The organism is Streptomyces sp. NPDC006798 (genome assembly GCF_040635975.1).
In the GTDB taxonomy this organism is placed as follows: Bacteria; Actinomycetota; Actinomycetes; order Streptomycetales; family Streptomycetaceae; genus Streptomyces.
Genome location: NZ_JBEYIS010000015.1, coordinates 129,543 through 151,373, shown reverse-complemented (window position 1 = coordinate 151,373; position 21,831 = coordinate 129,543). Strand labels below are relative to the sequence as shown.

The 21,831-nt window shown below is 71.6% G+C and carries 15 protein-coding genes and 1 pseudogene; 6 read left to right on the top strand and 10 right to left on the bottom strand.

Annotation, left to right across the window (positions count from 1 at the left end):
- Nucleotides 1-97 precede the first annotated feature (97 nt).
- The 3 genes and pseudogenes from ABZ714_RS13440 to metH all read right to left on the bottom strand — a co-directional run.
- Nucleotides 98-1,648: pseudogene (locus tag ABZ714_RS13440) on the bottom strand (ABC transporter substrate-binding protein); the annotation flags it as partial.
- A 424-nt stretch (nucleotides 1,649-2,072) separates the two neighbouring features.
- Nucleotides 2,073-2,774: an HAD family phosphatase gene (locus ABZ714_RS13435; protein ID WP_358825332.1), complete on the bottom strand. Its 702-nt coding sequence runs from the start codon at nucleotides 2,772-2,774 to the stop codon at nucleotides 2,073-2,075.
- A 161-nt stretch (nucleotides 2,775-2,935) separates the two neighbouring features.
- Nucleotides 2,936-6,460: a methionine synthase gene (gene metH, locus ABZ714_RS13430; RefSeq protein ID WP_358825331.1), complete on the bottom strand. Its 3,525-nt coding sequence runs from the start codon at nucleotides 6,458-6,460 to the stop codon at nucleotides 2,936-2,938.
- A gap of 397 nt (nucleotides 6,461-6,857) precedes the next feature.
- Between metH and ABZ714_RS13425 the strand changes: the two genes are divergently transcribed.
- The 6 genes from ABZ714_RS13425 to ABZ714_RS13400 all read left to right on the top strand — a co-directional run bounded on the left by ABZ714_RS13425 (nucleotide 6,858) and on the right by ABZ714_RS13400 (nucleotide 14,547).
- A complete protein-coding gene (locus ABZ714_RS13425) occupies nucleotides 6,858-7,634 on the top strand; it encodes an IclR family transcriptional regulator (protein ID WP_358825330.1) in 777 nt (258 codons plus the stop codon).
- Between the two features lie 597 nt (nucleotides 7,635-8,231).
- Nucleotides 8,232-9,017 (top strand): MIP/aquaporin family protein, encoded by a 786-nt coding sequence (locus ABZ714_RS13420; RefSeq protein ID WP_358825329.1) that lies wholly within the window; start codon nucleotides 8,232-8,234, stop codon nucleotides 9,015-9,017.
- A gap of 95 nt (nucleotides 9,018-9,112) precedes the next feature.
- Complete coding sequence (gene glpK / locus ABZ714_RS13415) at nucleotides 9,113-10,639, top strand: glycerol kinase GlpK (RefSeq protein ID WP_358825335.1); 1,527 nt, start codon at nucleotides 9,113-9,115, stop codon at nucleotides 10,637-10,639.
- Nucleotides 10,640-10,645: 6 nt separating this feature from the next.
- Entirely contained in the window at nucleotides 10,646-12,256 is a 1,611-nt protein-coding gene (locus ABZ714_RS13410; protein WP_358825328.1) for a glycerol-3-phosphate dehydrogenase/oxidase, read from the top strand.
- Between the two features lie 136 nt (nucleotides 12,257-12,392).
- Entirely contained in the window at nucleotides 12,393-13,064 is a 672-nt protein-coding gene (locus ABZ714_RS13405; protein ID WP_358825327.1) for a FadR/GntR family transcriptional regulator, read from the top strand.
- A 247-nt stretch (nucleotides 13,065-13,311) separates the two neighbouring features.
- Entirely contained in the window at nucleotides 13,312-14,547 is a 1,236-nt protein-coding gene (locus ABZ714_RS13400) for a PAC2 family protein (protein ID WP_358825326.1), read from the top strand.
- A gap of 86 nt (nucleotides 14,548-14,633) precedes the next feature.
- Here the strand turns inward: ABZ714_RS13400 and ABZ714_RS13395 are convergent, their stop codons facing one another.
- The 7 genes from ABZ714_RS13395 to ABZ714_RS13365 all read right to left on the bottom strand — a co-directional run bounded on the left by ABZ714_RS13395 (nucleotide 14,634) and on the right by ABZ714_RS13365 (nucleotide 21,813).
- Nucleotides 14,634-15,623 (bottom strand): superoxide dismutase, encoded by a 990-nt coding sequence (locus ABZ714_RS13395; RefSeq protein WP_358825325.1) that lies wholly within the window; start codon nucleotides 15,621-15,623, stop codon nucleotides 14,634-14,636.
- Nucleotides 15,624-15,841: 218 nt separating this feature from the next.
- Nucleotides 15,842-17,071: a cysteine--1-D-myo-inosityl 2-amino-2-deoxy-alpha-D-glucopyranoside ligase gene (gene mshC, locus ABZ714_RS13390; RefSeq protein WP_358825324.1), complete on the bottom strand. Its 1,230-nt coding sequence runs from the start codon at nucleotides 17,069-17,071 to the stop codon at nucleotides 15,842-15,844.
- 195 nt (nucleotides 17,072-17,266) lie between these two features.
- On the bottom strand, nucleotides 17,267-18,073 hold the full coding sequence (locus tag ABZ714_RS13385) for an SCO1664 family protein (RefSeq protein WP_358825323.1): 807 nt from the start codon (nucleotides 18,071-18,073) through the stop codon (nucleotides 17,267-17,269).
- Entirely contained in the window at nucleotides 18,070-18,660 is a 591-nt protein-coding gene (locus ABZ714_RS13380) for a DUF3090 domain-containing protein (RefSeq protein ID WP_358825322.1), read from the bottom strand. The genes ABZ714_RS13385 and ABZ714_RS13380 overlap by 4 nt, the downstream gene beginning before the upstream one ends.
- A 181-nt stretch (nucleotides 18,661-18,841) precedes the next feature.
- Entirely contained in the window at nucleotides 18,842-19,564 is a 723-nt protein-coding gene (locus ABZ714_RS13375; protein WP_358825321.1) for a histidine phosphatase family protein, read from the bottom strand.
- Between the two features lie 191 nt (nucleotides 19,565-19,755).
- Complete coding sequence (locus ABZ714_RS13370) at nucleotides 19,756-20,544, bottom strand: ferritin-like domain-containing protein (protein WP_358825320.1); 789 nt, start codon at nucleotides 20,542-20,544, stop codon at nucleotides 19,756-19,758.
- Nucleotides 20,545-20,763: 219 nt separating this feature from the next.
- Entirely contained in the window at nucleotides 20,764-21,813 is a 1,050-nt protein-coding gene (locus ABZ714_RS13365; protein ID WP_358825319.1) for an LLM class F420-dependent oxidoreductase, read from the bottom strand.
- Nucleotides 21,814-21,831 lie beyond the last annotated feature (18 nt).

The window sequence follows — 21,831 nt, the reverse complement described above, 5'->3', positions numbered from 1 at the left end:
AAGAGTTGTTCCTTGTCGGTGTACGTCATGCCGAGCGCCGCGCACTCGGGGTTCTCGGCGACGTCCCAGCCCAGCAGGCGCATCCCGAAGCCATGCCGTTGAGCAGGCGCTCGACGCCGCCGACGCCCTTGCGGGAGGCGACGTACTGCTTGCCCTGCCAGAGCGGCAGTACGGGGACGTCGTCGGCGACGATGTCCTGCATGGTGCTGAACGCGGCTCCGGCGGCGGTGCGGTCGGCGTGGCGGCGGGACTGCGGGATGAGGTCGCGCACCTTCTGGCTCACATAGGGCGAGTTGAGGAAGTTGTCCTTGTCGAGGAAGGGCGCGATGTAGTTGTCGGGGTCCGGGAAGTCGGGGAACCAGCCCATGCCGTAGACGGGGTAGTCGCCGCGCTTCTGGGCGGCGCGGAACGAGGCCCACTCGGTGCCCTTGATGGACGCCGAGAAGAGCTTGGAGTCGTTGAGCTGCTTGCGCAGGACCTCGAACTCCTTGGCGGTTCCGGCGCCGTAGCGGTCGGTGGTGTAGTGCAGGTCGATCTCGACGGGGGTGCTGATGTCGGCGTCGGCGAGGATCTTGCGGGCCTTCTTGACGCTGGGCTCGCCGTACTCGTTGTAGAAGGAGTTCTTGTGCCCGCCGATGGTGGCGGGGATCAGCGAGTACAGGGGTTCGGCGGTGGCGCCGTAGACCTGTCCGGCGATCTGGCCGCGGTCGATGACGGCCGCCATCGCCTGCCGTACCGCCTTGTCCTTCACCTGGGGGGCGTCGGTGTTGAAGGCGAGGTAGCGGATGGAGACGCCCGGCATCTCGACGAGTTCGGTGTCCTTGCGGGGGTTCTCGGTGAAGTCCCTGATCTGCTCCGGGGACATCTCCCGGGTCATGACGTCGATCTCGCCCTTCTCCAGCGCCTGGCCCATGGCGGTGGCGTCGGGGTAGACGCGCATCTCGACCTTCTGGTTGGAGACCTTGATGCCGCCCCGGTAGGCGTCGTTGCGGGTGAAGGTGACCTTGCTGATCCGGTCGTTCTCGGTCTCGGCCTTCATGGTGTACGGGCCGGAGCCGTCGACCTGGAAGCCGCTGCGGAGCTTGTCGGCCCGGTAGTTCTTCTTGCTGACGATGCTCGCGGCGGGGGTGGAGAGCTTGTACGGGAAGGTGGCGTCCGGGGTCGAGAGGTGGAAGACGACCTCCTTGTCGCCCTTGGTCTCGATGGTGTCCACGGTGGAGAGCAGTGCGGCGACGCCGTCGTCGGAGTCGATGCCCAGGACCCGCTCGATGGAGAACTTGACGTCCTCGGCGGTGACGGCGGAGCCGTCGGCGAACTTCAGCCCGTCGCGGAGCTTGCAGCGGAAGCTCTGGCTGGAGTTGTCGGTGAAGGCGCAGGACTGGGCGGCCTCGGGCGAGGGCACGCCGCCGCTCTGCGGGGTCCGCATCAGGGTCTGGAGGCTGGGCCGGAGGACGTTCCAGGCGCCGGTGTCGTACGCGTGTGCCGGGTCGAGGGGCGCCGGGTTGTCCTTGCCGCCCGCGATCTGGTCCGTGGTGCCCACGACGATGGTTCCCCCGCCCGAGGAGTCGCCCTTGGAACCGCCGCAGGCGACGAGCGCGGGCGCGAGCAGGCCGACCACGGCCGGCAGCACCAAAGTCTTACGGTTCATCCTGGGCGTTCTCCTCATCCGGCACTGGGTACTTCGTGCGAGGAGTCCCACCGCGTCGCCCGTTCGGGGCGGTTGGGCCGTCCGGGAACCCGGAGGGGCCGGCCCCGGGGTGCGCGACGGTTGGACGACCGCCGGGGCGTGTCAGTGGTGCGGCGAGGACTCGCGAAGACATTAGTCGGCGGTGCCGGGAGGGGCTGACAGGGCTGTTCGGAGGCCGTAATCGCTGAGTGACCGGTCATATCCCGGCCGCGATTCCCGCCCCGGGGAATGATTCGTACAGGTCTTCACCAATGCGGACACATGGAGCGGCATCGGCGGGCCCCGGCCCGCCGCGGGGCGGCGGGCCGCTGCTCGTCCAGTAGACGCCGGGTGAGGAATGTCACGCGGGAAAACCCCGTCTCAGACGGCTGTCGGTAACAGCCGGTCAGGAGCCGGATCCGGCCATCAGCGACCGGAGAAAGGGCAGGTCGACGCCTTCCAGCGACTGCACGACGACCCGGCCTTCGGCGGGGGCGATCGGGGCCACGGAGGGCACGGCGACCACCCGGCAGCCCGCCGCCTCGGCGGAGGCCACCCCGGTCGCGGTGTCCTCGACGACGGCGCAGTGGGCGGGTGCCACGCCCAGGCCCTCGGCGGCCAGCAGATAGGGATCCGGGTGCGGCTTGGTGCGCGGGACCTCGTCACCGGCGACGGAGAGCTCGAAGGGGTGCGGCAGGGATTCCAGGACCCGGTCGATGATGCGCCGGTGGGAGGCGGAGACCAGGGCGGTGGGCAGCCCGGCCGCGGCCAGTTCGGCGAGCAGCCGCCGTACGCCGGGCATCAGCGGTACACCTTCGCTGATCCGCTTCTCGAAGGCGTCGTTGAGCCGTCCGGTCAGCTCGGGGAGGGTGATGTCGGCGCCGGTGACCTCGATCAGATATCCGGCGCTGCGGGTCATCGGGCCGCCGACGACCACCTCGCGCCAGGCGTCGTCCAGCCGGTGTCCCAGCTCGGCGAAGACCCGTACCTCCGCGTCCCACCAGAAACCCTCCGTGTCCACGAGGGTGCCGTCCATGTCCAGCAGTACGGCACCGAGGGCCGACCCGTCCGCCGTGCGGGTGAGGGACGTGGGGATCGCGCTGGTCATCGGCGTACCTCCGGAGGGACGAGAAGGCCGGCCGCCTCTCCCCCTCGGCTTCCCCGCTGGGGCAGGCGACCGGCCTGCGTTGGACCGACAATTGTACGACTCGAACGGCGCGGGCGCCGGTGGTTTGTCCACCGGCGTCCGCCGTCGGTGTGATGATCCGACTACCGCGCGTTGAAGTACTTGGCCTCCGGGTGGTGGATCACGATGGCGTCCGTCGACTGCTCGGGGTGGAGCTGGAACTCCTCGGAGAGCTGGACGCCGATCCGCTCCGGCCGCAGCAACTCGGCGATCTTCGCCCGGTCCTCCAGGTCGGGGCAGGCCCCGTAGCCGAGGGAGAACCGCGCGCCGCGGTACTTGAGGGCGAACATGTCCTCCACGGCGTCGGGGTCCTCGCCGCCGAAGCCGAGTTCGGCCCGGACCCGGGCGTGCCAGTACTCGGCGAGCGCCTCGGCGAGCTGGACGGAGAGTCCGTGCAGCTCCAGATAGTCGCGGTAGGCGTCACCGGCGAAGAGCTCGGCGGTGGCCTCCCCGATCTTCGAGCCGACGGTGACGACCTGGAAGCCGACGACGTCCCGCTCCCCCGAGTCCTCGGGGCGGAAGAAGTCGGCCAGACAGAGCCTGCGGCCCCGGCGCTGCCGGGGGAAGGTGAACCGGGTGCGCTCCGAGCCGTCCTCGTTGAGCACGATCAGGTCGTCGCCCTTGGAGACGCAGGGGAAGTAGCCGTAGACGACGGCGGCTTCGAGCAGATTGCGGGTGTGGAGCTGTTCCAGCAGGCCGCGGAGGCGGGGCCGGCCCTCGCTCTCCACCAGCTCCTCGTAGCCGGGTCCGTCACCGGCCCGGCTCTGCTTGAGGCCCCACTGGCCCTTGAAGAGCGCTCCCTCGTCCAGCCAGGAGGCGTACTCCTTGAGCTGGATGCCCTTGATGACCCGGGTGCCCCAGAACGGCGGCTCGGGTACGGGGTTGTCGACGGCGACGTCGGAGCGTGCGGCGCCTTCCTCGGGGCGCTCTTCGGCGGTGACGGCGGGCGCGGCGGCCCGGACCCGGCGCTGCCTCAGTTCGGGCAGGGCGGCGCCGGGGACGCCCCGCTTGACGCCGATCAGGGCGTCCATCAGCCGCAGGCCCTCGAAGGCGTCGCGGGCGTAGCGGACCTCGCCCTCGTACAGCTCGTGCAGATCCTGTTCGACATAGGCGCGGGTGAGGGCGGCACCGCCGAGGATCACGGGGTAGTCCGCCGCGATCTTGCGCTGGTTCATCTCCTCCAGGTTCTCCTTCATGATCACCGTGGATTTGACCAGCAGCCCGGACATCCCGATGACATCGGCCCGGTGCTCCTCGGCGGCGTCCAGGATCGCCGAAACGGGCTGCTTGATGCCCAGATTGACGACGTTGTAGCCGTTGTTGGAGAGGATGATGTCGACGAGGTTCTTGCCGATGTCGTGGACGTCGCCGCGGACGGTGGCGAGCACGATGGTGCCCTTGCCCTCGGCGTCGGACTTCTCCATGTGCGGCTCCAGATAGGCCACCGCGTTCTTCATGACCTCGGCGGACTGGAGGACGAACGGCAGCTGCATCTGGCCGGAGCCGAACAGCTCGCCGACGACCTTCATGCCCTCCAGCAGGGTCTCGTTGACGATGTCGAGGGCGGGCCGTTCGGCCAGCGCCTCGTCGAGGTCGGCCTCCAGGCCCTTCTTCTCGCCGTCGACGATGCGCCGCTGGAGCCGCTCGTCCAGCGGGAGGGCGAGCAGTTCCTCGGTCTTGCCCGCTTTGAGGGACTTGGTGTCGATGCCGTCGAACAGCTCCATCAGCCGCTGGAGGGGGTCGTACTCCTCGGCGCGCCGGTCGTAGATCAGATCGAGCGCGGTGGTGACCTGCTCCTCGTCGAAGCGGGCGATCGGCAGGATCTTGGAGGCGTGCACGATGGCGGAGTCGAGTCCGGCCTTGACGCACTCGTCGAGGAAGACGGAGTTCAGCAGGATCCGGGCGGCCGGGTTGAGGCCGAAGGAGATGTTGGAGAGCCCGAGGGTGGTCTGGACGTCGGGGTGACGCCGCTTCAGCTCCCGGATCGCCTCGATGGTGTGGATGCCGTCGCGGCGGGACTCCTCCTGACCGGTGCAGATGGTGAAGGTGAGGGTGTCGACGAGGATGTCGGACTCGTGGATGCCCCAGTTGCCGGTGAGGTCGGCGATCAGCCGCTGGGCGATGGCGACCTTGTTCTCGACGGTACGGGCCTGGCCCTCCTCGTCGATGGTGAGGGCGATCAGGGCCGCGCCGTGCTCCTGGGCCAGCCGGGTGACCTGGGCGAACCGGGAGTCGGGGCCGTCGCCGTCCTCGTAGTTGACGGAGTTGATGACGGCCCGGCCGCCGAGCTTCTCCAGCCCGGCCCGGATGACGTCGACCTCGGTGGAGTCCAGCACCACGGGGAGGGTGGAGGCGGTGGCGAACCGTCCGGCCAGCTCGGCCATGTCGGCGACGCCGTCCCGGCCCACGTAGTCGACGCAGAGGTCGAGCATATGGGCGCCCTCGCGGATCTGGTCGCGGGCCATCTCGACGCAGTCGTCCCACCGCCCCGCGAGCATCGCCTCCCGGAACTTCTTGGAGCCGTTGGCGTTGGTCCGCTCGCCGATCGCCATATAGGCGGTGTCCTGGCGGAACGGGACGGTCTGGTAGAGCGACGCGGCGCCCGGCTCGGGGCTGGGGACGCGCTCGGGGGGTGTCACCCCGCGGACCCGCTCGACGACCTGGCGCAGGTGTTCGGGGGTCGTACCGCAGCAGCCGCCGATCAGGGAGAGGCCGTACTCGCGGACGAAGGTCTCCTGGGCGTCCGCGAGGCCCTCGGCGTCCAGCGGGAAGTAGGCGCCGTCCTTACCGAGGACGGGGAGTCCGGCGTTCGGCATGCAGAGCAGGGGGATCCGGGAGTGCCGGGCGAGGTAGCGCAGATGCTCGCTCATCTCCGCCGGGCCGGTGGAGCAGTTCAGCCCGATCATGTCGATACCGAGCGGTTCCAGGGCCGTGAGGGCGGCGCCGATCTCGGAGCCCAGCAGCATGGTGCCGGTGGTCTCGAAGGCCATCGAGCAGAGCAGCGGCACCTCGGTACCGGTGGCCTCCATGGCCCGGCGGGCACCGAGAATCGCGGCCTTGGTCTGGAGCAGGTCCTGGGTGGTCTCGACCAGCAGGGCGTCCGAGCCCCCGGCGATCAGCCCCTCGGCATTGGCCTGGAAGCCGTCGCGGAGCACGGTGTACGGGGCGTGGCCCAGGGTGGGCAGCTTGGTGCCGGGGCCGATCGAGCCGAGGACCCAGCGCTGGCCGCCGCCGCGCGCGGTGTAGGCGTCGGCGACCTCACGGGCGATCCGGGCGCCCGACTCGGAGAGTTCGTGGATCCGGTCGGCGATCTCGTACTCGCCGAGGGCGGACTGGTTGGCGCCGAAGGTATTGGTCTCCACGCAGTCGACCCCGGCGTCGAAGTACGCCTCGTGGACCGAGCGGACGATGTCCGGACGGGTGGCGTTCAGGACCTCGTTGCAGCCTTCCAGGTTCTGGAAGTCCTCCAGGGTCGGGTCCTGGGCCTGGAGCATGGTGCCCATCGCTCCGTCGGCGACGACGACCCGGGTGGCGAGCGCCTCCCGGAGCGCGGCGATCCGGGTCCGGCTGTCGGCGGAGGGTACGGAAGGGGTGGGCGACGAGGCCATGAACGGGCTCCCTGGGCTGCGACGGCTGTCGGCTTTGCGGCTTCCGGTGGGAAGGCGCACGGAGTCAGGGTAACCGGGCCCGGCCGGGTGCGGTCAGGGTGTCCCACGAGCCGGACGTGTCCCGCGCCCCGGCCGGGGGCCGGTCGGGGGCTGGTCGGGGGCTGGTCCGGGCGTTCGCCGGGGGCGGTGGAAAGACGGTAGTGGTACGGCCGGACGGGGGCGGGCGGGGTCGCTCGGACACCCGGACGGCCGCGGGGGCGTGCCGGAGGATATCCCCCAGGTTTGTGGGGTTCTCGTGAAGCTTTCGGCCGCGAGATACTCGCACAGCGGCATGCGCGGTCGGCATCGGCCGATAGTGTTCAGCATTGTCGAACAGCAGCAGGAGAGGGCCGATCCGATGGCGAAGAACATTCAGTCGCTGGAGCGCGCGGCGGCGATGCTGCGACTGCTCGCGGGCGGCGAGCGCCGCCTCGGCCTTTCCGACATCGCCTCGTCGCTCGATCTGGCGAAGGGGACCGCGCACGGCATTCTGCGCACCCTCCAGGCGGAGGGCTTCGTCGAACAGGACACGGCGTCCGGCCGCTATCAGCTCGGCGCCGAGCTGCTGCGCCTGGGCAACAGCTACCTCGACGTCCACGAGCTGCGCGCCCGGGCCCTGGTGTGGACCGACGACCTGGCCCGCTCCAGCGGGGAGAGCGTTCATCTCGGAGTGCTCCACCAGCACGGCGTCCTCATCGTCCACCATGTCTTCCGGCCCGACGACAGCCGCCAGGTGCTGGAGGTGGGCGCGATGCAGCCCCTGCACTCCACCGCCCTGGGCAAGGTGCTGGCGGCGTACGACCCGGTGGCGCACTCCGAGGCGGTCGAGGCGGACCGGAAGACCTTCACCCCGCTGACGGTGACCGGTCTGGACGAGTTCGAGTCCGTACTGGCCGGGACCCGGGCCCGGGGCTGGGGGTCGGACGTCGAGGAGACCTGGGAGGGCGTGGCCGCGGTGGCCGCGCCGATCCACGACCGGCGCCGGATGCCGGTGGGCGCGGTCGCCATCACGGGCGCGGTGGAGCGGATCTGCGAGAACCGGCTGGGCCCGCCCGAGCTGCGCCCGGAACTGATCACGGCGGTCCGGGAGTGCGCCCGGGCGGTCTCGCGCGATCTGGGCGCCGGACGCTTCTGACCCCGCCGGGGCCGTTCACGGCGCCGGCGGACCGGGCGCGACCGGCGGCCGGTCCGCCCGCCACACCCCCGGGCGCGCAGAGGGGCGTACGGCCCCGTCGCCGTCGCGGGACCGCCGCCCGCCTTCGCATCCCGCGCGCGTACAAGTCCGTACGACACCGGGTCGCCGAACCGCGGGAGCCCGCACCGGGCCCTCCGGGCCGTACGCCCCGGGGCCGCGGGCTTCCGGCAGCCCCGGCGCCTCCGGCCGGCCGCGCCGGGCCGTCCCCGGTCCGGGCGAGGACATCGCGCGCATGGGACGATTCGGGCGCATCATCGGATGACTGAACATTTCCATAGAGTCACCACGCACCGGACCGGCCAGACCGGTGCCGTTCTTTCCGTTTTTTCCGGACCGCAGAGCCCAGACCTCTTGACGGCGTGTTTACGCAGAGGAAAACTGCCGTTCATCGGTCGGCATTGTCGAACGGCTGACGGAAAATCGCGTTAGAGTGTGACTGCGCCAAGGACCGATACCGCCCGGTGGCTCCCGCCGCCGGGCGCGAGCCACCGGAGGAGCCGGGGTTCGCCATTACTGGACCAGGACAAAGGAGTCGCGGTGTCCAGCTCCAATATCTTCATCGGCGAAGTCATCGGTACCGCCGTTCTCATCCTGCTCGGCGGCGGTGTGGTAGCCGCCGTGTCGCTGAAGAAGTCCAAGGCGCGCAACGCCGGCTGGCTGGCCATCACCTTCGGGTGGGGCTTCGCCGTTATGACGGCCGTGTACATGACCAGTTCCCTCTCCGGCGCCCATCTGAACCCCGCCGTCACGCTGGGTATCGCCATCAAGGACGGCACCTGGTCGAACGTGCCGTACTACGTCGCGGGCCAGATGCTCGGCGCGATGATCGGCGCCGCCCTGGTCGTGGTCGCCTACTACGGGCAGTTCATGGCCCATCTCACCGACCGCGAGATCATCGGCGACCCCGCCGAGAAGCCCGTCGAGGGCCCGCACGGCGGCGACAAGGCCGGACCGGTCCTCGGCATCTTCTCCACCGGCCCCGAGATCCGGATCGCCTGGCAGAACCTGGCCACCGAGATCCTCGGCACCGTCATCCTGGTCCTCGCCGTGCTCACCCAGGGCCTCAACGCCGAAGGCAAGGGTCTGAGCACGCTCGGCGCCCTGATCACCGCCTTCGTCGTGGTCGGTATCGGCCTCTCGCTCGGCGGTCCCACGGGTTACGCCATCAACCCGGCCCGTGACCTCGGCCCCCGGATCGTGCACTCCCTGCTCCCGCTGCCCAACAAGGGCCGCTCCGACTGGGGCTACGCCTGGATCCCCGTCCTGGGCCCGCTCGCGGGCGGAGCCCTCGCGGCGGGTATCTACGACCTGGCCTTCGCCTGAACCGGGAGCCGAGTCCCATGACCCCGAAGACCCCCGAGATCCCCCGGCCCCCCGGGGCCACCGAGATCTCCGAGACCTCCGAGCAGGAGCACCCCGTGACCGACGCACACACCGCCGGACCGTTCATCGCCGCCATCGATCAGGGCACCACCTCCAGCCGCTGCATCGTCTTCGACAAGGACGGCCGGATCGTCTCGGTCGACCAGAAGGAGCACGAGCAGATCTTCCCCAAGCCGGGATGGGTGGAGCACAACGCCACCGAGATCTGGGCCAATGTGCAGGAAGTGGTGGCGGGCGCCCTCGCCAAGGCCGGGATCACCCGGGACGACGTCAAGGCCATCGGCATCACCAACCAGCGCGAGACCACCCTGCTGTGGGACCGCGCCACCGGTGAGCCGGTGCACAACGCGATCGTCTGGCAGGACACCCGTACCGACGCGCTCTGCAAGGAGCTGGGCCGCAATGTCGGCCAGGACCGGTTCCGCCGGGAGACCGGGCTGCCGCTCGCCAGCTACTTCGCCGGGCCGAAGGTCCGCTGGCTGCTCGACAACGTCCCCGGCCTGCGGGAGCGCGCCGAGCGGGGCGACATCCTCTTCGGCACCATGGACTCCTGGGTCATCTGGAATCTGACCGGTGGCGTCGACGGCGGTGTCCATGTCACCGATGTCACCAATGCCTCCCGCACCATGCTGATGAATCTGCACACCATGTCGTGGGACGACAAGATTCTCAGCTCGATGGAGATCCCGGCCGGCCTCCTCCCGGAGATCCGGTCCTCCGCCGAGGTGTACGGCACCGCCAAGGGCGGCGTACTCGACGGCATCCCGGTCGCCTCCGCCCTCGGCGACCAGCAGGCCGCCCTCTTCGGCCAGACCTGCTTCTCCGAGGGCGAGGCCAAGTCCACGTACGGCACCGGCACCTTCATGCTGATGAACACCGGCGGCACCCCGGTGAACTCGTACAACGGACTGCTGACCACGGTGGGCTACCAGATCGGCGACCAGGAGCCGGTCTACGCCCTGGAGGGCTCGATCGCCGTCACCGGCTCGCTCGTCCAGTGGATGCGCGACCAGATGGGCCTGATCAAGTCGGCCGCCGAGATCGAGACCCTCGCCCTCTCGGTCGAGGACAACGGCGGCGCCTATGTCGTGCCCGCCTTCTCCGGTCTCTTCGCCCCCTACTGGCGCTCCGACGCCCGGGGCGTGATCGCCGGTCTCACCCGGTACGTCACCAAGGCCCACATCGCCCGCGCGGTACTGGAGGCCACCGCCTGGCAGACCCGCGAGATCACCGACGCCATGACCAAGGACTCCGGCGTCGAACTGACCGCCCTCAAGGTCGACGGCGGTATGACCTCCAACAATCTGCTGATGCAGACGCTCGCCGACGTGCTGGACGCCCCCGTCGTCCGGCCGATGGTCGCCGAGACCACCTGCCTCGGCGCGGCCTACGCGGCCGGGCTCGCGGTCGGCTTCTGGCCCGACACCGACGCGCTCCGCGCCAACTGGCGCCGGGCCGCCGAATGGACCCCTCGCATGGACGCCGACCGGCGTCAGAGCGAATACAAGAACTGGCTCAAGGCCGTCGAGCGGACCATGGGCTGGATCGAGCACGAGGAGTAATCGAACATGACCACCCTGCAGAGCGTCCCGGCCCTCGGGACGCACCCGGCCGCCGGCTCCCTGCCGAGCCGTGCCGAGACCCGGGACCAGCTCGCCCTCGCGACCTACGATCTCCTGGTGATCGGCGGCGGCATCCTGGGCATCTCCACCGCCTGGCATGCCGCTCAGGCCGGGCTGCGGGTGGCCCTGGTGGACGCCGGCGACTTCGCCGGCGCCACCTCCTCCGCCTCCTCCAAGCTGCTCCACGGCGGTCTGCGGTATCTGCAGACCGGTGCCGTGAAGCTGGTCGCGGAGAACCACTTCGAGCGGCGGGCGGTCTCCCGCGAGGTCGCCCCCCACCTCGCCAACCCGCTCACCTTCTATCTGCCGGTCTACAAGGGCGGCCCGCACGGCGCCGCCAAGCTCGGCGCCGGGGTCTTCGCGTACTCCGCGCTCTCCGCCTTCGGTGACGGCGTCGGCCATGTCATCAGCCCGTCGAAGGCCCGCCGGGACGTGCCCGAGCTGCGGACCGAGAACCTGAAGGCCGTCGCCGTCTACGGCGACGACCAGATGAACGACGCCCGGATGGCGCTGATGACCGTCCGCGCGGCCGCAGCCGCGGGGGCCACCGTCCTCAACCACGCCGAGGTCACCGGACTGCGGTTCACCAAGGGCCGGGTCAGCGGGGCCGAGCTGAGGGACCGTACCGACGGCACCGAGTTCGGCGTCACCGCCCGGCTGGTACTCAACGCCACCGGCCCGTGGGTGGACCATCTGCGCCGGATGGAGGACCCGAACGCGGCCCCGTCGATCCGGCTCTCCAAGGGCGCCCATCTGGTCCTCAAGCGCACCTCGCCCTGGCGGGCGGCGCTGGCCACCCCGATCGACAAGTACCGCATCACCTTCGCCCTCCCCTGGGAGGACATGCTGCTGCTCGGTACCACCGACGAGATGTACGAGGGCGACCCCGCCGATGTCTCGGTCACCGAGAAGGACACCGCGCAGATCCTCGACGAGGCCGCCTTCTCCGTCCGCGACCAGCAGCTCTCCCGCGACCTGATCACGTACTCCTTCGCCGGTCTCCGGGTCCTGCCGGGCGGTCCCGGCGACACCTCCCAGGCCAAGCGGGAGACCGTGGTGTCCGAGGGCCGGGGCGGGATGCTCTCGGTCGCGGGCGGCAAGTGGACCACCTTCCGGCACATCGGCCGGACCATCATGAACAAGCTGGCCGCCCTGCCCGGACAGCCGCTGGCCGAGGGCATGACGCCGATGTCCGGGCTGCCGCGCAAGCTGCCGCTGCCCGGCATAGCCAACCCGCGCGCGGTGGAGCACCGGCTGCTGGTCGACGGCCCGGCGCCCGGCCCCAGGATGGCCGCGGACACCGCCCGTCATCTCGCCACCCACTACGGCTCCCTCGCCTTCGACATCGCCCGGCTCGCCAACGACGACCCGGCGCTGGCGGAGCGGATCCACCCCGACGCCCCGGAGATCTGGGCGCAGGTCGTCTACGCGCGCGACCACGAGTGGGCCGAGACGGCGGAGGACGTGCTGCGCCGCCGGACCACCCTGACGATCCGGGGCCTGGCCACCGACGAGATCACGGCGAAGGTGGAGGGCCTGCTGGGGCGGCGCTCCTGAGCCCCGGCCCCGATCACTCCCCGACGTGGGCGGCTCCGGACGGAGCCGCCCACGTTGTACGCTCGGGCACCATCAGACGTCCGATGACTCACGGGACCGACGCACGGAACCGGCGCACCGGGGCGAGGGGGCCGTCATGGCTGTCACCGACGAGGCCATCGAAAAGATCAAGAAAATGATCGTCTCGGGCGAGCTGCGCCCCGGTGACCGGCTGCCGAAGGAGAGCGAGCTGGCAGCCGCCCTCGGGCTGTCGCGGAACTCGCTGCGCGAGGCGGTCCGGGCGCTCTCCCTGATCCGGGTGCTCGACGTCCGCCAGGGCGACGGTACGTATGTCACCAGTCTCGATCCCCAGGTGCTGCTGGAGGCCCTCCGCTTCGTCGTCGACGTCCACCGCGACGACACCGAACTGGAGTTCCTCGCCGTCCGCCGGATCCTGGAACCCGCGGCGACGGCGATGGCCGCGAGCCGGATCACCCCGGCCGGACTCGCGGCGCTGGCGGCGGAGCTGGACGCGCTGGGCCCCTCGCCGTCCGTGGAGGCGCTGGTCGCCGCCGATCTGGCGTTCCACCGGGGCGTCGCCCGCTGGTCGGGCAATACGGTGCTCTGCTCGCTGCTCGACGGTCTGTCGGGGGCCACGGCCCGGGCCCGGACCCGGCGGGCGCTGGCGGTGGACGGCGCGGCCGACCGGATCGTCGGTGAACACCGGGCCGTCCTCGGGGCGTTGCGGGACGGGGACGCGGAGGCCGCCCGTTCCTGGGCCACGGTCCATATCGCGGGGGTGGAGCAGCGGCTCCGGCAGGCCCCCTGACGGCCGGTGGGCCCGCCGCCGTACGCGCCGGTTCCCCCGTTATCGCCGTCCTCGCCGGCTTCCCGTGCCCCCGTCCTCGCCGGGTCGGCCGGTACATCCCGTGGACAGCTCGGATGTATTCCCGGTGTGGTGGCGTGGCGAACGAACGGTGCCCCATTCACCCGGGCGTGCACGAGGGCTGCGGCGGCACCGCCCGCAAGCCGTAAGGTTGGGGCGTACGAGAGGGAACTTCGGAAGGAGGCACTGGGTGATCGAGCTCGAGGGGGTACCCGAGCTGATCGACCCGGTCATGGTGGCCGCGTTCGAGGGCTGGAACGACGCCGGCGACGCAGCCTCCACCGCGGTCGGGCATCTGGACCGGGAATGGAAGGGGGAGGTGTTCGCGGCGCTCGACGCCGAGGACTACTACGACTTCCAGGTCAACCGGCCCACGGTGTACATGGACGGCGGGGTACGGAAGATCACCTGGCCCACGACCCGGCTCTCGGTGGTCCGGGTCGGCGGTGAGAAGCCGCGCGACCTGGTACTGGTCCGCGGTATCGAGCCGTCCATGCGCTGGCGTTCGTTCTGCAACGAGATCCTCGGCTTCGCCCATGAGCTGGGGGTGGAGATGGTGGTGATCCTCGGCGCGCTGCTCGGGGACACCCCGCACACCCGTCCGGTGCCGGTCAGCGGCATCACCTCGGATCCCGATCTGGCGCGGGCGATGGATCTGGAGGAGACCCGGTACGAGGGCCCGACGGGCATCGTCGGCATCCTCCAGGAGGCGTGCACGCACGCGGGAGTGCCCGCGGTGAGTCTCTGGGCGGCGGTGCCGCACTATGTGTCGCAGCCGCCGAACCCCAAGGCGACCCTGGCGCTGCTGAACCGGCTGGAGGATCTGATCGGGCTGCGGATCCCGCTGGGCGAACTCCCGGAGGACGCGCGGGCGTGGCAGTTGGGCGTGGACCAACTCGCGGCCGAGGACTCGGAGGTGGCGGAGTACGTCCAGACGCTGGAGGAGGCCCGCGACACCGCCGAGCTGCCGGAGGCTTCGGGCGAGGCGATCGCCCGGGAGTTCGAGCGCTATCTGCGGCGGCGGGACGGCGGGCCCGGCAACGCGGGCGGGCCCGGTACGGGTCCTGGGGTCGCCTCCGACTCGGGTGAGCCGGGCGCGGGCGGGCCCGGTGGTCCGGCCGGAGGCCCGTACCGGCGCGATCCGGCGTCCGGGCTCGGCCGGCCGTCGAAGGGCCGGTGGCCGAGTGGCGACGAACCGTCGGGCCCGGCGGACGGACCCGACGAGTCCCCGGATCCCGCCGGAACGGAGACACCCGACGCGGGCTCCGAGGAAGGCTCCGCCGACGGCCGGAAGCCGGGAGGATCGGGGCGAAAGGGCCCCGAACCATCCGGTGAGTCCGGCAAGACCGGTGAATCCGACGGGGCCGACGGCTCCGGCTCCGGCGGCTCCGATGACGCCACCGGGTCCGACGAGGAGACGGGCTGAGGCCCGGCCCCCGACCCGTACGAGGGGTGGTACCGCGATCCGGTCGCGGTACCACCCCTCGGCCGTTCAGCTGCGGGCGCGTCCCGTCAGAGCCGTACGCCCCGGAGCGCCACCGCGTCGTACTCGGTGTCCGGTGTCGGCTCCACGTCGAACCGGGCGTTCGGCAGATAGAGCCGGTCCCCGAACGCGGCCACCGTCGTCGGGACCCGGAACCGGGGATCCGTGAGGGCGGCGATCTCCCGGGCGCGGGTGCCCGCCCGGTCGAGGAGCAGCACATTGACGGTATTGGCGAACTGCTGGACGACATAGAGGACCCGGCCGAGCAGCAGCAGTCCGTCGGCGGCGGGCAGCCGCAGAGTCCCGGTGTCGATTCTCCGGGCCGCCCCGGTGGCGGGGTCGACCCGGACCAGGGATCCGCCGTCGAAGGTCGCGTTGGCCACCACCAGGGCCCGCCCGTCGGGGGTACGGCAGATTCCGTTGGCCGCGTAGGCGGGCCCCTGTTCCCACTCCCCGGTGATCGGCAGTGTGTCCACCCGGTCGCCCGGGGCACCGTCGCGGCCCAGCGGCAGCCGGAAGAGGCGCGGTCCGAACGAGTCGGTGAACCAGGCGGCGCCGGGGGTCAGCACCACGTCGTTGACGAAGGTGTCCGCCGCGCCGAGGCCGCCGTAGTGGCGTAGCTCCGCCCCGGTGGCCGGGTCGGCGACCCGGATCTCCCGGGCCGCTCCGCCCGCCAGGAAGAGCCGCCGCCCGGCCCGGTCGATCTTGAGCCCGATCACGGGGTGCGCGGCACCCCGGGGCGGCACGACCAGTCGCCGCTCACCGGTGGCCAGCGCCACCCGCAGGACCGAACCGTCGGCCATGGAGCCGAAGTAGGCGTACGGGCGCGCCCCGATGGCGATGCCCTCGGGGCGGAACCCGTAGGGCAGCGGAAAGCGGTCCGGCCAGGTGGCGCGGGGATCCGGGCCGCGGATGCCGTCCCCGGGGGCGGCCCCGGCCGGAGGGGTCGCCGTTCCGGCGAGTACCGCGCCGCCCAGAGCGGCGGTGAGGATTCCCCTGCGCGACAAAGACCGGTCCATGGCACATCCCTTCGGCGGCGGCCGGCGGGCCGATTCCCGGTGGCCGATCCCCAACCTGGCACACGGGGAGCCCTGTAGGAGGGACGACGCGAAAACGCCGGAGCGCCGGGGATTTCTCCCCGGCGCTCCGGCGTCGGCTGCCGCCGTCCGGACGGTGTTCCCGGACGGGCCCGCGGCGCGCGGGCCGACCGGCCGTCAGCGGGTTCGCGGGCGCGGTGTCAGAGCGCCACGCCCAGCAGGGCGTCCACGGTCCGGGAGACGAGTCCGGGCGCGCCCTCGTCCGTGCCGCCCGAGGTGTGCTGCCGGTCGGCCCAGCGGTCGACGGCGGCCAGCGCGGCCGGGGTGTCCAGATCGTCGGCGAGGGCGGTACGGATCTGCTCCAGCAGTTCGTCGGCGGCGGGCCCGTCGGGGCGGGACACGGCGGCCCGCCAGCGGGCCAGTCGCTCCTCGGCCGCCGTCAGTTCGGCGTCCGTCCACTCCCAGTCCGCGCGGTAGTGGTGGGCGAGGAGGGCGAGCCGGATGGCGGCCGGGTCGGTACCGGCCCGGCGCAGCGCCGAGACGAAGACCAGGTTGCCCCGGGACTTCGACATCTTCTCGCCGTCCAGCGCGACCATGCCCGCGTGGACGTAGGCACGGGCGAAGGGGTGCTCGCCGGTGAGGGCCTGGGCGTGGGAGGCGCCCATCTCGTGGTGCGGGAAGACCAGGTCGGAGCCGCCGCCCTGGATGTCGAAGCCCATCCCCAGGTAATCGAGGGCGATGGCGACGCACTCGATGTGCCAGCCGGGGCGGCCGGGGCCGAGGCTGCCGCCGTCCCAGTGGGGTTCGCCGTCCCGGGCGGCCAGCCACAGCATGGGGTCGACCGGGTTCTTCTTGCCGGGGCGGTCGGGGTCGCCGCCGCGTTCGGCGGAGAGCAGCCGCATCGCCTCGGCGTCGAGTCCGGAGACCTCGCCGAAGTGGGGGTCGCTCTCGACCGAGAAGTAGATGTCGCCGTCGAGTTCGTAGGCGGCCCCGGCGTCCCGGAGGCGTTCCACCAGCGGGACGATCCGGGGTATGGCCTCGACGGCGCCGATGTAGTGGCGGGGCGGAAGCATTCGGAGGGCCGTCATGTCCTCGCGGAAGAGCTTGGTCTCCCGCTCGGCGAGGTGGGTCCAGTCCTCTCCGTCGCGGACGGCACGTTCCAGGAGAGGGTCGTCGATGTCCGTGACGTTCTGGACGTAGTGAACCTGTCGCTTCGTGTCGAGCCACACGCGCTGTACGAGATCGAACGCGTTGTAGGTCGCCGCGTGACCCAGGTGGGTCGCGTCGTACGGGGTGATCCCGCAGACGTAGATACGGGCGACGGGACCGGGGGCGAGGGTGACGCGTTCACCGGTCGCGGTGTCGTGAATCATGAGGTCGCGGCCCTTGCCGGGCAGGGCGGGGACCTCGGAAGCGGGCCAGGCATGCATGCCTCCGAGCCTAACCGCAGCTCCCGTACGACGGCTGCCGCGGGGGGCGGCGACCTCGGCGGGCCCGGGTGTTCTTCCCCACCCCGGCGTCCGGGAAACCCGCGCTTCCGACCGGTGGACCGGCTGACCGGCTGACCGGTGCGGGCGGTCCGGCGCCGGACGGGGAGCTTTTGGCCGGGCCGGGTGGCCGTCGGGTCAGACCGGGGGCCAGGGGATCGCGGGCCACTCCCCCGTCGGCACGGGGTGGCGGCCGGATTCCCGGAGGGCGGTCAGCCGGGCGCGGACCGCGTCGACCTCGGCGGGGGTGAGCAGTTCGGCCAGCCGGGCGGCGAGCGGGGCACCGGGGCCCAGTGCCGTGGCGAGGTCGTCGAGGGCCGGCAGGGTGTCGGGCGGCAGGGGCTCCCCGGCCCAGCCCCACAGCAGGGTACGGAGCTTGGCGTCGGCGTTGAAGGTGACGCCGTGGTCGATGGCGTAGAGCGTGCCGTCGGTCGAGGGCAGCAGATGGCCGCCCTTGCGGTCGCCGTTGTTGATCACCGCGTCGAGGATCGCGAGTCTGCGGAGCCGTTCGTCGTCGGCGTGGACCAGGAGCGCCGTACGGCCCTCCCCCACCTGGGCGTGGCCGACGGCCTTCCAGCCGTCGCCGGGTTCGTCGCCGTCGATCAGGGCGAGCAGTCCGGCGTCGGGGTCGGCGTCGATCCAGAGCTGGACCATGCCCCGGCCGTAGGGGCCGTCGCGCAGGACGGTCGGGGGAACGAGGCTCCAGCCGAGGGCCTCGGAGACCTCGTAGGCGGCGACCTCGCGTTCGGCGAGGGTGCCGTCGGGGAAGTCCCAGAGGGGCCGCTCACCGGCGACGGGCTTGTAGACGCAGGACGCCTCGTCGCCGTCGAGGGCGACGGAGCAGAGCAGCACCGCGTTGGACGCCTCGGGTACCCGGCCGCGTACGGTCAGCTCGCCGCCGGTGAGCAGGCGCAGCACCTCCGTACGGTCGCGAGGGGTGGTCATGCCCCTCGGCGGTATCCGTTCTGGCGGGGGCATACATGTCCTTCCGGATCGAGCGGGAGGCTGCACAGCGGGCACGGCGGGCGTCCGGCGTTGACGACGTCGAGGGCCCGTTTGGCGAAGGCACGGGCCTGGGCGCCGGTGAGCCGGACCCGCAGCATCGGCGGTCCGTTCTCCTCGTCCTGGAGCAGCCGTTCCTCGGCCTCGGCGAGGTCCTCCTCGGAATCGGCGTCCAGCTCGACCAGCGCCTGGGCCTCGACGATCATGCGCTGTTCCTCGCCGTCCCAGGCCAGGGCCATCGTGCCGACCCGGAACTCCTCCTCGACGGGCGCGTCGAGCGGGGCGGTGTCGGCGATGTCCGCGGGGGCGACCGCGGGCACCGGGGCGTTGCCGCCGGTGCGCCGTACGACCTCGTCGAGCAGTTCGTCGATCCGTTCGGCGAGCGCCGCCACCTGGGTCTTCTCCAGGGCGACACTGGTGACACGGCCTCCGGCTGATGCCTGGAGGAAGAACGTACGGCGTCCGGGGAGCCCGACCGTACCGGCGACGAACCGGTCCGGCGGGTCGTAGAGGAACACCTGACGGGACACGCTCTGACTCCCTCGGGGTTCGGGAACAGCCGCCGGACCTCGCGGTGACGGCGTGGTGACTGTGCTGTAACGGCTGGTACGGCTGTGGGGGACGCGGCGCCGACGGCGCGGGGCGCGGACGGCGCCACGGGCCGTGCGGCCGTACGAGCCGACCGCCTGTCCACCCTACTGCGCCCGACGATCACGGGGCGCCCGCACCACCCCCTACCACCGCGTTCCCCTCGGGGGCGCCTTCCTCACCGGGTCCGGGGCCGCCGTCCCGGCGGTCGGATCGCGGCCCGAGGGAGCCGAGTTCCCCGGTGTCGCCGAGGCGGAGCAGGAACGGGCGCGTTCTGGTGTAGCGGACGGCGGTGACGGAGCAGGGCTCGGCGTGCAGCCGCTGGAAGAGGTCGAGGTGGAGACCGAGGGCGTCGGCGACGATCGCCTTGACGATGTCGCCGTGGGTGCACATCAGATAGGTGGCGTCGGGGCCGTGTTCGGCGGTCACCCGGGCGTCCCAGTCACGGACCGCCTCGACGGCGCGCTGCTGCATGGCGCGCATGGACTCGCCGCCGGGGAAGACCGCGGCCGACGGGTGGTGCTGGACGACTTCCATCAGGGGTTCGTCGGCCAGCTCGGCCAGTTTGCGGCCGGACCAGTCCCCGTAGTCGCACTCGGCGATCCGGTCGTCGGTGACCGGCTCGAGACCGGGCCGGGCGGCGAGCAGCGGGGCCAGGGTCTCCCGGCATCTCTGCTGGGGGCTGGTGACGGCGACGGCGAGGGACACGGCGGCGAGCCGGCCGGGGAGCGCGGCAGCCTGTTCGACTCCGCGCTCGTCGAGCGCGACTCCGGGGGTCCGGCCGGCGAGCACCGCGGCCGTGTTCGCGGTGGAGCGTCCGTGGCGTACGAGAATCAGGGTGGCCATGTCCGTCAGGGTAGGCGGCCCGGCGCGGCGTGTGGGGCCCTGTGGAAAACGGTGGCGCGACCTCCCGCCGGACCCCGGGCCGTACACCTGTTCCCCGGTCGAGATGTTCGTACCCGTTCGAGGCGGTACGGGGGCGTACCGCCTCGGCTTCCGGGTTCGAAAGAGCCGGGGCGCCCGCGGCCGGGCGGGGCTCAGAACGCGGCGGCGGCGGCCGTGGCGGGCCCGTCGAGGGCACCGCGCCGCTCGGGCATCCGGAGCCGGACCATCCGCCGCCAGCCGCCGAGCCGTTCGTAGGCGTAGATCGCGTGGACCCCGGCGGTGAGGACGGCCGCCTTCGGCTTCGGCCAGCCCAGCAGCCGGCCCATCCGGGAGGTCACCGCGAGGCTGACGTCACGGTAGATCTTGATCTCCGCGAGGGCGCATTCGCGCAGGGTCCGCCGGATCGTCCGGCCGTGTCCCTCGGCGGCGAGACGGAGCAGCTCCTCGTGGCAGTAGGCGAGGTGGTTGTCCTCGTCGTTGGAGATCATCCGGATCGCCTTGCCGACCTCGGGGTGGTCGCCGAAGAACTTGACCAGCATCACCATCTGGTCGGCGGCGCGCTGTTCGGTGACACGGCTGTGCGAGAGATAGACGACGATGTCCCGTTCGGTGAGGGGTTCGTCGGCGCCCAGCTTCTCGTGGGCGAGGCCGATGCCCGAGCGTTCGAGGAGCATGGTGTAGTCGGCTTCGGGGGGTACCGGCACGGGTTCGAGGCCGCGCTTCTTCAGCAGGGCGTTGAAGATCCTGCCGTGCTTGTCCTCGTCGGCGCCGTGCCGGGTGATCCTCGGGGCGAGGTCGCGCATGGCGGCGGGGACGAGGGCGGCGATCCGGGCGTTCTCCCAGCCGCCCTGGGCCTCACCGCTGGCGGCGATGGAGCAGAAGAGTTGGTAGGAGTCGTCGTTGTCGAGGATCTCCTGGAACAGGCTTCGGGCCGAGAGCATGGCTGCACCTCCTGAAGACATCCGCGCAGAACGAGTCAAATGCGGATGGGCCGAGGCGGCAACAGCTCCGGCGGCAGCCTGCGCCGAACGGGTCAGCGGTCCGTTCGGCGGTCCGTTCGCGCGGGGTCCGGGCCGGTGCTCCCGGCCCGGACCCCGCGCCGTGCACGGCGCACGGTGCCGTACGGTCCGTGCCGCGCCCGGCGGACCCGGGCGCCCGGGTCATGCCAGCCCGGCGCGCTCCCAGGCCGTGACACCGGCGCGGACGGCGGCCAGGCGCTCGTCCAGGGTGAATCCGGCCGGGGAGAGGGTGAGGGTGGTGACTCCCGCCTCGGCGTAGGCCCGCATCCCGTCGGCGATCCGCTCGACCGGGCCGAGCAGGGCGGTGGAGTCGATCAGTTCACGCGGTACGGCGGCGGCGGCGCCGTCCTTGTCCCCGGCCAAGTACTTGTCCTGGATCTCGGTCGCCGCCTCCTCGTACCCCATCCGCCGGGCCAGCTGGTTGTAGAAGTTCTGGCTGCGGCTGCCCATACCGCCGACGTACAGGGCCGTATAGGGGCGGAACAGGTCGGCGAGGGCGTCGACGTCGTCCCCGACGGCGATCGGCACGGTCGGACAGACGTCGAATCCGTCCATGGTCTTCCCGGCCTTCTCACGGCCCGCGCGCAGCTGGCGGATCGCGGTCTCCTCCAGGTGCTCGGCGGCGGGGAAGATCAGCAGGGCCCCGTCGGCGATCTCACCGGTCTGTTCGAGGTTCCGGGGACCGATAGCGGCGATGTAGAGGGGGATGTGCTCGCGCTCGGGGTGGACGGTGAGCTTCAGCGCCTTGCCGGGACCGCCGGGCAGCGGCAGGGTCCAGTGCTCCCCGTCATGGGTCAGCCGCTCGCGACTCATCGCCTTGCGGACGATCTCGACGTACTCCCGGGTGCGGGCCAGAGGCTTGTCGAACTTGACCCCGTACCAGCCCTCCGACACCTGGGGGCCGGAGACTCCGAGCCCCAGCCGGAAGCGCCCCCCGGACAGGGAGTCCAGGGTGGCGGCGGTCATGGCGGTCATGGCGGGCTGCCGGGCCGGGATCTGCAGGATGGCGGAGCCGACGTCGATCCGTTCGGTCTTGGCCGCGACCCAGCTCAGGACGGTCGGCGCGTCGGAACCGTACGCCTCCGCGGCCCAGCAGACGTCATAGCCGAGCCGGTCCGCCTCCTGGGCGACGGCGAGATTGTCGCCGTCCATGCCCGCGCCCCAGTAGCCGAGATTGATGCCGAGCCGCATACCCACTCCCCTTACCAA